This window comes from Pleomorphomonas sp. JP5 (assembly GCF_023721815.1).
Classification (GTDB): Bacteria; Pseudomonadota; Alphaproteobacteria; order Rhizobiales; family Pleomorphomonadaceae; genus Pleomorphomonas.
Genome location: NZ_JAMDLI010000007.1, coordinates 155,776 through 169,140, shown reverse-complemented (window position 1 = coordinate 169,140; position 13,365 = coordinate 155,776). Strand labels below are relative to the sequence as shown.

Below are 13,365 nucleotides of genomic sequence, written 5' to 3'. Positions count from 1 at the left end.
CGGGCCGTCACCCATCCAGCAGCGTCGTGCCATAGGAGTTGTCGACGGCGCAGAGCCAGCGGCCGGTGTCCGACTTGCGGAAGACGTAGGTGGCGCGGCGGACGATGGGGTCAGGCTGGCCGTCGACGTCGAGCAGCGTTTCCATCAGCACCAGGGCGGTGTCGGCGCCCTCGATCACCTCCATGCGGCCCTGGCGGACCTTCATGGTGTTCTTGAAGTGGGCGGCGATGGCCACGAAGGCCTTGCGGATGGCGGGCTTGCCGGTGGCGACCATGCCGGGCTTGATCACCAGCGCGGCGTCTTCGGCGTAGAAGTCCATCAGGGCATCGAAATCCTCGGCGGTGATCGCCCGGTCGGCCGCTTCGATCAGCTGTTTCAGGTCGTGGTCGGACATGGTCGTCTTCCAGTTAGAGCATCATCCGACCGGAGTGAAACGAGGGTCGACAAGATGATGCTTCAGAAACAAAGGCTTAGAGCGGCGATCTGATTCAGTCAGATCGAACAGCGCTCTAAGGCCCGGAGACGGCATGAAAAAACCCGCCTCGCGGGCGGGTTGCTTGCAAAGGACAAGTCGCTACGCCCACCGTTACTCGATGGTGCGAATAATCGACAGGGCGGGGGCGCGGCGGTTGTCCATGGGGGGATAGGTAGCACGGACCGGCGCCCGGCTCAATCCCGCGCGCCGAGCGCCAGCCGGCAGGCCAGCCCGGTGAACACCGTTGCCAGCAGATACTGCGGCAATCTCGGAAAGCGGCGCATGGCGGACAGGCGCGCCCGGATGTGGCCGCCGAGCAGGATGACCGTGCCGTTCACCAGGAAGCCGATGGCGTTGAGCACGGTCGCCAGCAGGACCATTTGCAGGAGAACGGCGCCGCTGGCCGGGTCGACGAACTGCGGGAAGAGGGCCAGAACGAACAGCGCCATCTTCGGGTTGAGGAGGTTGGTGGCGAGCCCTTCGGCGAAGATCTGCCGGCTCGAGAGGCGCCTCAGCGCTGCCGACGGGGAGAAGGCGGAGCCTTGCGAGCGGAGGGTCTTGTAGGCGAGGAAGAGCAGATAGCAGCAGCCGGCCCAGCGCACCGCCTCGTAGGCGGCGGGCACGTTGACGAACAGCTGCGACAGCCCCAGCCCCGCCGCGATGGCATGGCAATAGGTGCCGACGGCTATGCCCGCATAGGTGAGAAAGCCGGCGGATCGCCCCTGGCTGACGCTGCGCGAGGCGATCAGCAGCATGTCGGGGCCGGGCGTCGCGGTCAGCACCAGCGAGGCGGCGGCAAAGAGCGTGAGTGTCGAGAGGTCCGGCATTGATCTTCCTTCTTGGAATGGAGCCGGAGTTCCCGTTTATCATCGCCGCGCCGGCTGGCAACCCGATTCTGATAATTTGCGGAAAGGAGTCCGCTTTTTTGATGAGAGGCGCCCGGCTCGATCGGGCCGGCGCGCCCGGCGTGCTTAACCCACGGCGCGGCGGCAGGCGTGGGTTTCGTGTCGGCCCTTCAGCGGGCAGGCGTGCGGTTGTTCGCCGATGGCGGCGAACAGGGCGGCGTCCTCGCCGAGGTCGGCATTGGGCGTGGTCAGCAGCGTGTCGCCGTAGAACAGCGAGTTGGCGCCGGCTACCAGGCAAAGGATCTGCGCCTCGCGCCCCAATGCCGAGCGGCCGGCCGACAGCCGCACGGTGGAAGCGGGCAGCACCAGGCGGGTGGTGGCCACCATGCGCACCAGCTCCAGCGGGTCGATGGGCGGCCGGTCGGCGAGTGGCGTGCCCTTGACCGGCACCAGCGCGTTGATCGGCACGCTTTCGGGGTGCGGGGCCATGGCCGAGAGCACGGCCAGCATGGAGGCGCGGTCGCGCACCGTTTCGCCCATGCCGATGATGCCGCCGCAGCAGAGATCGACGCCATAGGCGCGCACGGTGGCCAGCGTCGCCAGCCGGTCCTCGTAGGTGCGGGTGGTGACGATCTCGCCGTAGAACTCCGGGCTGGTGTCGAGGTTGTGGTTGTAGGCGGTGAGGCCGGCCGCCGCGAGGCGCTCGGCCTGATGCGGTTTCAGCATTCCCAGGGTGACGCAGGCCTCCATGCCCAGGGCGCGGACGCCCTTGACCATGTCGATGACGGCGTCGAACTCGGCGCCGTCGCGCACCTCTCGCCAGGCGGCGCCCATGCAGAAGCGCTCGGCGCCAGCCGCCTGCGCCGTCTCGGCCATGGCGATCACCTTGGCCGGGTCCATCAGCCGATCCTTGGTGAGCGCCACCTCGCGGTGGTGGGCCGACTGCGGGCAATAGCCGCAGTTTTCCGGGCAGCCGCCAGTCTTGATGGAGAGGAGGCTGGCCTTCTGCACCCGGTTGGGGTCGTGGTGCGCCCGGTGAACGGCGTTGGCCCGGCCGATCAGCTCCAACAGCGGCAGCTCGTGCAGGGCGGCGATTTCGTCCACCGTCCAGTCGTGGCGGAGGGTTCCGTCGGCGGCGGTCACTGGCCGATCCCCCTGAAGCGGGCGATGAGGCCGGGCACCAGCGCCGAGGCGGTCGCGACGAGGGCGATCTTGATCAGGTCGCCCGGCAGGAAGGGCGCAAGGCCAAGGGCGATCAGCCGCTCGGCCGGCACGTAGGCGGCAAGCCAGACGAGGCCGAAGCCGTAGATCGGCGCCAGTCCGGCCAGCATGGAGAAAAGCCGCCCCATCGGGCCGCGCCCGGCCGCCAGCGCGCCGACCAGCCCGGACGCGATGAGGTAGCCGAGGAGATAACCGCCGGTCGGTCCGGCCATGTAGGCAAGGCCCAGCCCGCGCTCGGGCGAGCCGGAGAAGACCGGCAGACCGGCGGCGCCGGCGGCGAGATAGGCGAGGAAGATCGCCATGGCGCGGCGCGGGCCGAAGGCGACGGCGAAGGCCATGACGGCCATGGTGTGCAGCGTCATCGGCACCGGCCAGAAGGGGATCTGAACCTTGGCGGCCAGCGTCATCAGCGCCGCGCCGGCAACGATGGCCAGTGCCGCGCGGGCGACTTGCGCGCGGCGACTTACAGCGTGGCTTTCGATGCTGCTTTCAGGCCGGCTCACAGGGGCATCGCTCACTCTGTTTCTCCTTCAGCAAAATTATAGATAATTCAGAGAATCTATCGCTAAATGAGTCCACAGATATACGATCTTGGCAAGGGCCAAGCGTGAAGCGTCGGTGGAATGGTGGTGAGGGCGGCCGAAAAGCCGGCTATTTCGGCCGTTTCTGGCCGATCGTCTGGACGTGCCGGGTGAGCACGGCGGCGGCCAGATCGGCCTGTCCGGCCCTGAGGGCGTCGAGAATGGCGCGGTGGTCGCGGTCGGTGGGGGCTTCCCACTCGGCCCGCCAGCCGGAGAACAGGAAGCGGGCGCTGGCGACCTGCAGGTCGTCGATGGCCTTGAGAAGGCGCGGCATGCCGCAGGGCGTCAGGATGATGCGGTGAAAGGTGCGGTTGGCCTCTTCCCAGGCGTAGACGTCGGGCGCCCGGTCGCCGGCCCGGTTGGCCTCTTCCGCCTTGTCGAGAATGGCTTTCGTCATATGCGGGAAGGCCTTGCGCAGCGCCAGCGCCTCCAGCGCCGCCCGGATTTCGGCCACCTCGCGCACCTCTTCCAGCGTGAAGCCGGCCACCCGTACGCCCCGGCGCGGCTCGCTCACCACCAGCCCCTGCGATTCCAAGAGGCGAAACGCCTCGCGCACCGGCACGTGGCTGGCCCCGAACTCCTCGGCCACATGGTCCTGTCGAAGGCGGCTCCCGGCCTCGATCGCCCCGGAAATGATCCGGTCGGCCAGCGTCTTGCTGATCCGCGTGGAAATGGTGTCCGATTTCGCCGTGCTCATGAATTATAGATAATTGAGGGGCGGGGACGTGTCGAGGGGGAGGCTGGGTGCGGTCGAAGGTGGCGGGCCGTCAGCGTGATATCGGCGGCTCGCCCTTTTCGGCCCGAGGTCCACCTTGCATTCGCACACGAATGCTAGCGGCCTTCGCGCAGGATCTCGGGCAGGTAGGGGCACGACGCCTGTATCGGCCAGTCATGGCGCAACTCCGGAGGGACGTGGCGCGCTATTTTTGCCAAACGGGCACGCGCCGTAACAAGGCAATCAATTTTGGGCCGGGAGCGGGGGGAGTGTCGAGGGCGGCGAGGAAAGCGTCATAGTGCGACGGCTCCAATGCATACGCCCGCTCGCTATATGGAGCGTCGTCTGCCGGGAATGGCGCGTTGGCACGATCAACGGGAAATGAGGCCGGTGTCTTTGACATGCCAGCAGTATCCCGCTGGTCAACTCGGGCGTCAATCACTGGTCGCCCGAGAAAGATATGCGGCCCGCCTCTCCGCCCAGCACCCTCACGCCCCGTCGATGCGGATGTAGTCGGCCACGAACTGGAACGGCTTTTCCTTGCTGGCCTTGGTCAGGCGGATGTGGACGCCGTATTGGCTGAGGACTTTGGAGAGGTCGACGGTCTGGTCGACTTCGAACAGGTTGTCCTTGTGCGGGCGGGCCCAGTCCTGCACCAGCGCCAGCGCGCGGGCCTTGGCGGCGTTGGCGTCTTCGGCGACGATCAGCACGTTCTTGTGCAGTTCGGTGAACTCGGCCGGATCGTAGCCGCCGAGGTTGACGAAGAACAGGCGGTCGGTCGTCGCCTCGGGCGCGTCGGTGGTGAGCGTTACGTCATGGCCGTCGGCCTGTTCGACGGCGCCCCAGCAGTCGACGTGCAGCTTGGCCTGGTCGCCCCACCACTGCGCCCGGAGGTCGGCGTAGCAATCCTCCGGCGTGTCGCCGACCGAAAAGCGGATGTCGTGCAGCTCGACGTTCGAGTTGCGGAAGTTTCCGCCCAGCTGGAACATGAAGAGTTTCAACGCAATCTCCCTGGGATGATGATGGGCTCCGTATCACCCCAGGGGTTGCCAATTGGTGTCAGCAGAGGCGGACAGCCGCGCCTCAATCGCAGGCGAAGGCCGTCTGTCCCAGGTCGGTCAGGCGCTTGAACACCTCGTCGCCGGCAGCGTTCAGCGTCACGAGGTGGGCGATGGCGTCCTTGGCGCGGCCGGCTTCGAACAGCTTCAGGGTCTCGGCCGCCTCCTGGTGAACGCGGGCGTGCGGGGCTTCGATGGCGCGGAACTCGGCCGTGCCCTTGATCTTGGGGTCGGTCACCTTGTCGTACCAGAGGCCGAGGCGGCAGCAATGGTGGTCGGGCAGCCTGGCGCTTTGCAGGCTGTCGTAGCCCAAGAGCGTGTCGATGACCTTCTTCTTGAACAGCACGTGGTCGATCTTGGCGATTTCCAGGAGCAGTGCCGAGTTGGTGGCGTCGGTGAACAGGCGGGTCGATTCCTCGGTGTTGCGCTTGTTGCTGGCCTCGATCTTGTCGGCCATCTGCTTCAGGAGATCCTGGTTGTGCTTGGCGAGGAAGGCGGCGGCGTCGACGGCGGTGGCGATCTCGGCGCTGGCGGCCTGCTGTTCCTCCAGCACGGCGGCGATGGAATCGATGCGCGTCAGCACCGCGCCGACGCGGTCGCCGATGACGCCCATGGAGGCCGACACCTCGTCGATCACCGTCTCGCCGGAGCTGACGGCGGTGTTGGTGTGGCCCATGGCCGCCGTCATGCCCTCGATGACGTGGCGCATGCTTTCGATGCGGGCGTTGATGTTCTCGGTGGCGCTGGCGGTCTGGTTGGCCAGCACCTTCACCTCGGAGGCGACGACGGCGAAGCCCTTGCCGGCCTCGCCGGCGCGCGCCGCCTCGATGGTGGCGTTGAGCGCCAGGAGGTTGGTCTGGCTGGCGATGGTGTCGATGACGCTCAGCGTCTCGGCGATCTGGTCGAAGGCCGCTTCCAGCTCGGTGACCTTGGTCCGGGTGTCCATCGTGGTGGCGCTGATGTTGCCCATGGCGCCGCGCAGCTTCTCCACCGCGTTGGCGGACTGGACGGCGGCGTCGGAGGCGTTGCGCGATTCACCCAGCGCCTCGTGGCTGGCGCGGGAGATCTCGCCGATGGAGGCGACCATCTCGGCGGTGGAGCTGGCCATGGCCTGCGAGGACTTGGTCAGGTCGTCCATGTTGTAGGCAAGGCCCGACAGCTCCACGGCGATGGCGTTGACGTCGGAAATGGTGGTGGCGAGGCGACCGATGGTGTTGCGCGTGTAGCAACCCTCCAGGGCCTCGGTCTCGACGCGGCGGGCGCGCTCGGCCTCGGCGCGCTCCAGCGCCTTGGTCACGCGGGCGTAGGCGAGGCAAAGCTCGGAGGCGGCGCTCGCCCGGCCGAAGGACAGGGCGGAGCGGCGCATCAGCGCGGGCAGGGCGGCGGCCATATGCGCTTCCACGGCGGCGGCGAGGGCGACGGGGTCGGCGCCCCCGGCGATCAGGCTGGCGATGCGGCCGTCGGGCTCCTTGGCCTCGAACAGTCCGACCACGGCGGCGGCGAGATCGGTTGACGCGGACGAGGTCGCTCGCCCGGCAGGGGACGAAAGCGCGGGGGAAGGGGCCATGGTGGCCGAAGCGGACGGGGTCGCCATGCAAAGTCTCCAGATAGGTCCGGAAACTCTGCTGGCGAAAGGGTTAACGGAGCGTGGAGGGGATCGTAGCCGAGTAAACAAATTTCATAAGCAAAACATTTGTTACCTTTGAAAGTATAGTTTACGGCCCGCCTGATGGCTGGGGAAAGGTGCTCTCCGCGGTTGCTGGCTGGGTGGTGTGTTCAGCATCGCTTGGGCTGTACGACCTCCGTCGCCTCAATCCACGGTAGATTTTTGCTTGTGTAGTAATTCCAAGTCTGTACTGGTTTACCCATAGTTTTTCGGGGGGCGATCTCTTGTCCGTTGGAAAGGCAACCCATTGGTTTGTCTTGGCGTGTGACAGTTATGTGTAGTTCGTCTTCACGGAGAATTAGGGAATCGCGCGCGATGGTGCTTCATGCAAAGAAATTTGGGGGCATCCATGAGCCGACTGTCGGTCAATCTCATTCTGAAGGCAGTTGTCGGGCTTCTGCTCGGGGTCATTCTGGTTCAGTTTTCCTTGGGGGCGTGGCAGTCCTGGAAGCATGTGACCAATAGCGAGCGCATCGAGTCGGTGGCGCGGGCCACCGCCGCCATGTTCGATGCCTTGCCGAACCTTCGGGTCGACCGCAGCAATACCATGCGCGCCCTGTCGGCGTCCGGAGACGAGGCGGCGGCCTACATCGAGCGTACGGAAAACGCGCGCAAGCTGGAGATGGCGGCCATCGAGGAGGCCATCGGGCTTCTGAGGGGCTCCAAGATCACCGATGCCGACAAGCTGGCCGACAAGCTGGAGGCAGAGACCGCCGCGCTGAAGGCGGCGCAGGCCAAGACGTCCGAAGCCTTCCGTCTGCCGAAGGACAGCCGTCCGGCCGATGCCGGCGCCGCCTATTCCGACCTCGCCTCGGCGATGATCGACAGGCTGAGCGAAGTGTCGGCGGATATCTCCCACGACGTGCGCTTCCTCAACGGCTGGACCGATCGGCTGCTTGACGTCAAGAGCCAGGCCTGGGCGCTGCGCGATGCGGCGGGCGATGCATCCGTCATTACCGGCGGTGCGCTGGGTCCGAAGGGGGCGTCTCAGGAAGCGTTCGAGGCCTATCTTTCCAACATGGCCACCGCCAGGGCGGCCTGGGCCACCATCAGGGACCAGGTCGGCGGGCTGGACCTGCCGCGCGGCCTCGCCGATGCGCTGGCCAAGGCCGACAGCGAGTATTTCAAGTCCGGCGTCATCGAACAGCAGGCCGACATTCTCGCCAAGGTGATGGCCGGCGCCAAGGTGGAGATGCAGCCGATCGACTGGAGCAAGGGCAACCAGCCGCGCCTCGAAGCGCTGCTCGGCATCGCCACGGCGGCCATCGAAGCGGCGAAAGCCAACGCCGCGGATGAACGCATCCAGGCCTTCGCCACCTTCTGGATGCAGGTTGCCTTCCTCATAGGCGCGTTGCTGTTCGCCGCCGCCGTCGTCGCTCTCGTGCAGGGCCGCGTGGTTCGTCCGCTCGGGGTGATCCGTGACCGGATGATGGCCCTCGCCAATGGCCGCTTCGAGACCGAAGCGCCCTATACCGATCGTCACGATGAAATCGGCGCCCTCGGCAAGACCATGGCCGTGTTCCGCGACAACATGCTGGAGACCGAGCGGCTGCGCGCCGAGCGGGCCGACCAGGAACGTCTCGCGGCCGAACAGCGGCGGGCCGACATGCACGCGCTGGCCGATCAGTTCGACCACGCGGTGGGCGGCATCGTCGAGATGGTCGCCTCGGCGGCCACCGAGCTGCAGGCGTCGGCAAGGTCGCTGACCGCGTCGGCCGAGGCGACGCAGGGCCAGTCGGCCACCGTCGCCGCCGCCTCGGAACAGGCCTCGGCCAACGTGGCGTCGGTCGCCTCGGCGACCGAGGAGCTGTCGTCGTCGGTGGTGGAGATTTCCCGTCAGGTCGGCAAGTCGTCCGAGATCGCCACGCGCGCCGTCTCGGAGGCCGAGCACACCAATCAGCAGGTGCAGGGGCTGGCGGCGGCGGCCGAGAAGATCGGCAACGTGGTCGACCTCATCAACACCATCGCCGGGCAGACCAATCTTCTGGCGCTGAATGCCACCATCGAAGCGGCGCGGGCGGGCGAAGCCGGCAAGGGCTTTGCCGTCGTCGCGGCCGAGGTGAAACAGCTCGCCGACCAGACCGCCAAGGCGACGGCCGAGATCGGCGCCCAGGTCGCCGCCATCCAGGCGGCCACCACGGAAGCCGCCACCGCCATCCAGGGGATCGGCGGCACCATCGAAACCATGAGCGACATCGCCGCCTCGATCGCCGAAGCCGTCGACGGGCAGGGCGCGGCGACGACGGAAATCGCCCGCAACGTGCAGCAGGCGTCGATCGGCACCACCAGCGTTTCCGAAAGCATCACCAGCGTCACGGTGGCGGCCGGCGAGTCCAGCACCGCTTCGGTGCAGGTGCTCTCGGCAGCCTCCGAGCTCAGCCGGCAGGCGGAAACGCTGCAGCTGGAGGTCGACAAGTTCCTCGGCACGGTGCGCGCCGCCTGATCGGGGGCGCGTCAGCGCATTTCGAACAGTTCCTGGTGGAAGTCGCTTGGCGACAGGCCGGTCGCCACCAGGTCCTTGCGCAGGCTGTCGCCGAAATCGGCCGGGCCGCAGAACCAGACGCTGGCCGCGTTCCAGTCGGGCACGGCATCCATGATCTTGCGGGCGTCGAGGCGACCGTCGCGGGCGCTGATCCAGACGTGGAGCCGGACGCCGGCGTTCGCGGCGTCGGCGCGGAGGTGGGCGAGGGCGTCGTCGGACACGTCGCGCGTGGCGTGGAACAGGTCGACGGCGGGGCCTGAGGGATTGCCGGCGCGTTCGCGCAGCTTGGCGACGAAGGGCGTGATGCCGATGCCGGCGCCGACCCAGATCTGGCGCGGCTTGCCGTCGTCGAAGGTGAAGCGGCCGTAGGGGCCCTCGATGCGGGCGCAGGCGCCGTCGCGGAAGGTGCGGCGGAGGTCGGCGGTGAAGTCGCCCAGCTCCTTGACGATGAAGCCGATGCGGCGGGTGGCCGGGTTCCAGACGGTGGCCAGCGTGAAGGGGTGGGCGCCTTCCTTGGCGTCGGTGGTGACGAAGGCGAACTGGCCGGCGCGGTGGCCTTTCCAGTCGTCGCCGACCTCAAGCTCGACCTCCAGCGCCTTCACCTCCGGGAAATAGCGCGTGCCGACGACGCGCGCCTCGGTGCCGGGGGCGCCACGAAAATGGCGGACGATCAGGTCGAGGGCGGCGGCGGTGCCGGCGGCCGACAGCGCCAGGGTGGCCCAGCCGAAGGGCGTCGGCCACAGTTCCGGCCGCATCAGCACCAGCGAGTGAAAGGCGAAGAAGACGAACAGGCCGGCCATCGCCAGGTGGCAGCGGCGGAAGAAGCAATAGGGAACGAGCCGGGCGAGCGCCACGGCGACCATCACGATCATCACCACCAGCAGCGGTTCGGCGAGGCCGCGCGCCGGGCCGGCCAGGGCGGGGAACAGCGTGTCGGCGCCGCCGGTCCAGCCGAGCGCGCCATAGCGGTGGTGGCCGCCCCGGATCAGCCAGTGGACGAGGGCGGCGAAGAGCGCGCCGATGCCCAGCCACTTGTGCAGCCGGTACATCTTGTCGAGCCCGCCCATGCTCGGCTCCATCCAGCGGGGGCGGGTGGCCAGGATCAGGGCGAAGGCCATCATGCCGAGAGACAGCAGACCGGTGAGCTGGGTGAAGCCGCCGCCGGAGCCGACCCCGTTCGCCACGCCGGCGACGCTGACGACGAACAGCCCGAGAAGCGCGAGGTTGAACAGCCCCACGGTGGCGGAAATCTTGCTCATCGCTGCCTCCGAAGACGAACGGCCGCCGACCGGATCGTCCAGCCCAAGGCCGACACGCCAGTTGTCGCGACAGGACAAGATGTAGTGTCAATCTCCCGTGTCGTCTGTATCGAAGTGTACAAAGCTGTAATGGGGTGTCGCGCCGTATTGGGCGCGAGTTATAAACCTGAATTCTATGTTAAACTTGGAATCGTGTTGTGTTCGATGAGTATATTCTGCGCTTCGCGTCAGGTTAAACGTTGGGGCGTCAGTCGGTCATGCGCTCGATGGTGACGGGCACGGAACCGGCGCGCCCGATGTGCCTCAGACCCGAGGTGATCCGGCCGAGTTTGACGAGGCCCCGCGAATGGCTGAAATCCCGGATGAAGATCGCGAGGTTGCCCCAGGGCGCGTAGTAGGCGATGTCGCCGACGACGGGCGTCATGCCGGGCGGACTGCCCTCGGTGGAGAGCTTGCCGGGCAGGTCGCTGATCTTCTCGGTCTCCGCGTAGTCGGTGAGCGTGAGTTTCAGCGGCAGCAGGGCGAGGAAGTCGCGAGCGGCGGCGCTGTCGTCGAGTTCGCCGAGGGCGACCTCGCTTGCTGTGACGATCCTGATCTTCATGGCGGGGGCCTGTTGCCGGGCATGGGCCGGGGCGAGGGCGATGATCGCCGTGAGGGCGGCGGTCGCCAGTTTCGGGAGGATGCGGGGCGTCATTTACGCCGGCGCGTACTGGGTGTCGCTGACCTGCTCCATCCAGGTCACGGCCGAGCCGTCGATGGCTTCCTGAATGGCGATGTGGCTCATGGCGACCTCCGGGGCGGCGCCATGCCAGTGCTTTTCGCCGGCCGGGAACCAGACGACGTCGCCGGGGCGGATTTCCTCGATGGGGCCGCCCTCGCGCTGGACGCGGCCGAGGCCGGAGGTGACGACCAGCGTCTGTCCGGCGGGGTGGGTGTGCCAGGCGGTGCGGGCGCCGGGCTCGAAGGTGACGGTGGCGCCGGTGACTCGGCCGGGCTCTTCGGCGGCGAACAGCGGGTCGATCCGGACGGTGCCGGTGAACCAGTCGGACGGGCCCTTTCCGGACGGGGCCGTGCCGACGCGGGAGATTTTCATGATCGTTCCTTTCGTGGCGGTCGCCGGAGGATGGCGGCCGGACAGGTCGGGCGGGGCGGGGTCACGCCCGCCCACGCCGCTGTTCACCAGGGCTGGCTGGCCGGCCCGACGGTGAACTCGTTGACGGTGGTGTCGGCCGGCAGGTCGAGCGCGAAGGCGACCACGCTTGCGATGCGGTCGGGCGAGATGCCGTACTGGGCGTAGAGGCCTTCCATGCCTTTTGCGGAGCCCTCGTCGGTGATCGTCGTCAGCAGTTCGGTGTTGATGGCGGCCGGGTAGACGACGGCGGTGCGGATGCCGGTGCCTTCCATGGCCGATTCCATGCGCAGCACTTCCATGAAGTCGCGCACGAACCACTTGGTGCCGCCGTAGACCGCGCCGCCCGGATAGGCCTTGAGGCCGGCGACCGACGAGTTGGCGATGATGTGCCCGGACTTCTGCGTCGTGAAGGTCGGCAGCACGGCGGCGACGCCGTTGAGCACGCCCTTGATGTTGACGTCGACCATCTGGTGCCATTCGTCGGTCTTCATGGCCGACAGCGGCGACACCGGCATGACGCCGGCGTTGAGGAAGATGGCGTCGAGTTTGCCGAAGCGGTCCTTGGCCAGCTTGACGATGGCGTCGTTGTCGGCCTGGCTGGTGACGTCCAGCACCTGGTAGGCCGCCTCGCCGCCGGCCTTGACGATCGCGTCGGCGATGGCCTTCAGCTTGTCCGCGCGGCGGGCGCCGAGCACCACCTTGGCGCCCTTTGCGGCCAGAAGCTTGGCGGTCGCCTCGCCGATGCCCGACGACGCGCCGGTGATGATGACGACCTTGTCCGTGATGTTGCTAGTCATTTCGCATCTCCTGGTGGGATTTCGGCCACATTCCGGCGCGGCGGCCTTCGCCTTGCCGGGTGGCTTGTCGATGCGGAATCTAGGGTCGTCCCCATGGTGCGACAATCGGCCGGCAGGCCATTGCAAGCATGAATGCCACTCATCGATATGGCGTGACTGAACAGCGCTTTCCGCGTAATCTGTCGAGGTTTCGCGGGGGTCCATGAATGAAGCGAGAGGAACTGAGCGATCTGGCCGTGTTCCAGGTGGTGGCGGAGGATCGCAACTTCACCCGGGCGGCGGCGCGGCTGGGCATCTCGCAATCGGCGGTCAGCCACACCATCCGCCGCCTCGAGGCGTCCATCGGCCTCAAGCTTCTCAACCGCACCTCCCGCCACGTGACGACCACCGATGCCGGCGAGAAGCTCTTGGCGGCGGTGCGGCCGGGCTTCGGGCAGATCGATGCGCGGATCGAGGAGCTGCGGCAGCTGGGCGACACGCCGCGCGGTCTGGTGCGGGTGACGGCGAGCCGCACGGCGGTGCGCGCCATCCTGTGGCCAATCCTGTCGCAGATCGCGCGCGACTACCCGGAAGTGCGGATCGAGCTCAGCGTCGAGAGCCGTCTGACCGACCTCGCCGAGGATCGCTTCGACGCCGGTGTGCGCCTCGGCGAATATGTCGGGCCCGACATGGTGTCGGTGCGGATTGGGCCGCCGGTGCGCATGGCGGCGGTGGCCGCGCCGGTCTATTTCCGGGGGCGGCCGCTGCCCGGCCATCCGTGCGATCTCGACGATCACGACTGTCTGGCGCTTCGCTTCAACCCGCACGCGCCCCCCTATGAGTGGGAGTTCGAGAAGGACGGCGAGGCGATCGTCCGCAAGGTGGCGGGGCCGTTCATCTTCAACGACAGCGACCTCTGCCTCGACGCGGCGCGGGCCGGGCACGGCATCGCCTTCGTGCTGGAGACCGAGGTGACCGCCGATATCGCAGCGGGCACGCTGCGTCGGGTGCTCGACGACTGGTGCCCGCCCTTCGACGGCTTCCACCTGTTCTACTCCGGACGGCGGCAGGTGAGTTCGGCGCTGCGCCTGGTGATCGACCGCCTGCGCTACCGGCCGTGACAGGCGTCGGCAGGGCGGCTTCGACCGGCGATCG

The 13,365-nt window shown here is 67.5% G+C and carries 13 protein-coding genes; 2 read left to right on the top strand and 11 right to left on the bottom strand.

Annotation, left to right across the window (positions count from 1 at the left end):
• Positions 1-7: 7 nt before the first annotated feature.
• The 7 genes from M4J40_RS07765 to M4J40_RS07735 all read right to left on the bottom strand — a co-directional run bounded on the left by M4J40_RS07765 (position 8) and on the right by M4J40_RS07735 (position 6,489).
• Positions 8-394 (bottom strand): nuclear transport factor 2 family protein, encoded by a 387-nt coding sequence (locus tag M4J40_RS07765; protein ID WP_251753426.1) that lies wholly within the window; start codon positions 392-394, stop codon positions 8-10.
• Positions 395-669: 275 nt separating this feature from the next.
• Positions 670-1,302 carry a LysE family translocator gene (locus M4J40_RS07760; RefSeq protein ID WP_251753424.1) on the bottom strand — a complete coding sequence of 211 codons (633 nt, stop codon included), beginning with the start codon at positions 1,300-1,302 and terminating at the stop codon, positions 670-672.
• Positions 1,303-1,446: 144 nt separating this feature from the next.
• Positions 1,447-2,463 carry a biotin synthase BioB gene (gene bioB / locus M4J40_RS07755; protein ID WP_251753423.1) on the bottom strand — a complete coding sequence of 339 codons (1,017 nt, stop codon included), beginning with the start codon at positions 2,461-2,463 and terminating at the stop codon, positions 1,447-1,449.
• Positions 2,460-3,059: a biotin transporter BioY gene (locus M4J40_RS07750; protein WP_405030725.1), complete on the bottom strand. Its 600-nt coding sequence runs from the start codon at positions 3,057-3,059 to the stop codon at positions 2,460-2,462. Before M4J40_RS07750 ends, bioB begins: the two co-directional genes overlap by 4 nt.
• A gap of 133 nt (positions 3,060-3,192) precedes the next feature.
• A complete protein-coding gene (locus M4J40_RS07745; protein ID WP_251753421.1) occupies positions 3,193-3,819 on the bottom strand; it encodes a GntR family transcriptional regulator in 627 nt (208 codons plus the stop codon).
• 506 nt (positions 3,820-4,325) lie between these two features.
• Positions 4,326-4,838 carry a DUF1543 domain-containing protein gene (locus M4J40_RS07740; protein ID WP_251753419.1) on the bottom strand — a complete coding sequence of 171 codons (513 nt, stop codon included), beginning with the start codon at positions 4,836-4,838 and terminating at the stop codon, positions 4,326-4,328.
• Between the two features lie 82 nt (positions 4,839-4,920).
• The gene (locus M4J40_RS07735; RefSeq protein ID WP_251753417.1) at positions 4,921-6,489 is read right to left on the bottom strand and encodes a methyl-accepting chemotaxis protein; all 1,569 of its coding nucleotides are present in this window, start codon (positions 6,487-6,489) and stop codon (positions 4,921-4,923) included.
• Positions 6,490-6,910: 421 nt separating this feature from the next.
• On the opposite strand from M4J40_RS07735, the gene M4J40_RS07730 reads away from it, so the two are divergent.
• Positions 6,911-9,004, top strand: a complete 2,094-nt coding sequence (locus tag M4J40_RS07730; protein ID WP_251753415.1) for a methyl-accepting chemotaxis protein — start codon at positions 6,911-6,913, stop codon at positions 9,002-9,004.
• 11 nt (positions 9,005-9,015) lie between these two features.
• On the opposite strand, the gene M4J40_RS07725 is transcribed toward M4J40_RS07730, so the two are convergent.
• The 4 genes from M4J40_RS07725 to M4J40_RS07710 form a co-directional block, all read right to left on the bottom strand.
• Positions 9,016-10,302 carry a ferric reductase-like transmembrane domain-containing protein gene (locus M4J40_RS07725; protein ID WP_251753413.1) on the bottom strand — a complete coding sequence of 429 codons (1,287 nt, stop codon included), beginning with the start codon at positions 10,300-10,302 and terminating at the stop codon, positions 9,016-9,018.
• Between the two features lie 247 nt (positions 10,303-10,549).
• The gene (locus M4J40_RS07720) at positions 10,550-10,996 is read right to left on the bottom strand and encodes a cyclophilin-like fold protein (RefSeq protein ID WP_251753411.1); all 447 of its coding nucleotides are present in this window, start codon (positions 10,994-10,996) and stop codon (positions 10,550-10,552) included.
• A complete protein-coding gene (locus M4J40_RS07715) occupies positions 10,997-11,395 on the bottom strand; it encodes a cupin domain-containing protein (RefSeq protein WP_251753410.1) in 399 nt (132 codons plus the stop codon). It abuts the gene before it with no gap.
• An 83-nt stretch (positions 11,396-11,478) separates the two neighbouring features.
• A complete protein-coding gene (locus tag M4J40_RS07710) occupies positions 11,479-12,231 on the bottom strand; it encodes an SDR family oxidoreductase (RefSeq protein WP_251753408.1) in 753 nt (250 codons plus the stop codon).
• Between the two features lie 206 nt (positions 12,232-12,437).
• Between M4J40_RS07710 and M4J40_RS07705 the strand changes: the two genes are divergently transcribed.
• Entirely contained in the window at positions 12,438-13,331 is an 894-nt protein-coding gene (locus tag M4J40_RS07705) for a LysR family transcriptional regulator (RefSeq protein ID WP_251753406.1), read from the top strand.
• Positions 13,332-13,365 lie beyond the last annotated feature (34 nt).

Excerpts from the sequence above, each read along its gene's own strand:
- M4J40_RS07765 (WP_251753426.1), bottom strand. The coding sequence starts at position 394 with ATGTCCGACCACGACCTGAAACAGCTGATCGAAGCGGCCGACCGGGCG.
- M4J40_RS07760 (WP_251753424.1), bottom strand. The coding sequence starts at position 1,302 with ATGCCGGACCTCTCGACACTCACGCTCTTTGCCGCCGCCTCGCTGGTG.
- M4J40_RS07745 (WP_251753421.1), bottom strand. The coding sequence starts at position 3,819 with ATGAGCACGGCGAAATCGGACACCATTTCCACGCGGATCAGCAAGACG.
- M4J40_RS07735 (WP_251753417.1), bottom strand. The coding sequence starts at position 6,489 with ATGGCGACCCCGTCCGCTTCGGCCACCATGGCCCCTTCCCCCGCGCTT.
- M4J40_RS07730 (WP_251753415.1), top strand. The coding sequence starts at position 6,911 with ATGAGCCGACTGTCGGTCAATCTCATTCTGAAGGCAGTTGTCGGGCTT.
- M4J40_RS07725 (WP_251753413.1), bottom strand. The coding sequence starts at position 10,302 with ATGAGCAAGATTTCCGCCACCGTGGGGCTGTTCAACCTCGCGCTTCTC.
- M4J40_RS07720 (WP_251753411.1), bottom strand. The coding sequence starts at position 10,996 with ATGACGCCCCGCATCCTCCCGAAACTGGCGACCGCCGCCCTCACGGCG.
- M4J40_RS07715 (WP_251753410.1), bottom strand. The coding sequence starts at position 11,395 with ATGAAAATCTCCCGCGTCGGCACGGCCCCGTCCGGAAAGGGCCCGTCC.
- M4J40_RS07710 (WP_251753408.1), bottom strand. The coding sequence starts at position 12,231 with ATGACTAGCAACATCACGGACAAGGTCGTCATCATCACCGGCGCGTCG.
- M4J40_RS07705 (WP_251753406.1), top strand. The coding sequence starts at position 12,438 with ATGAAGCGAGAGGAACTGAGCGATCTGGCCGTGTTCCAGGTGGTGGCG.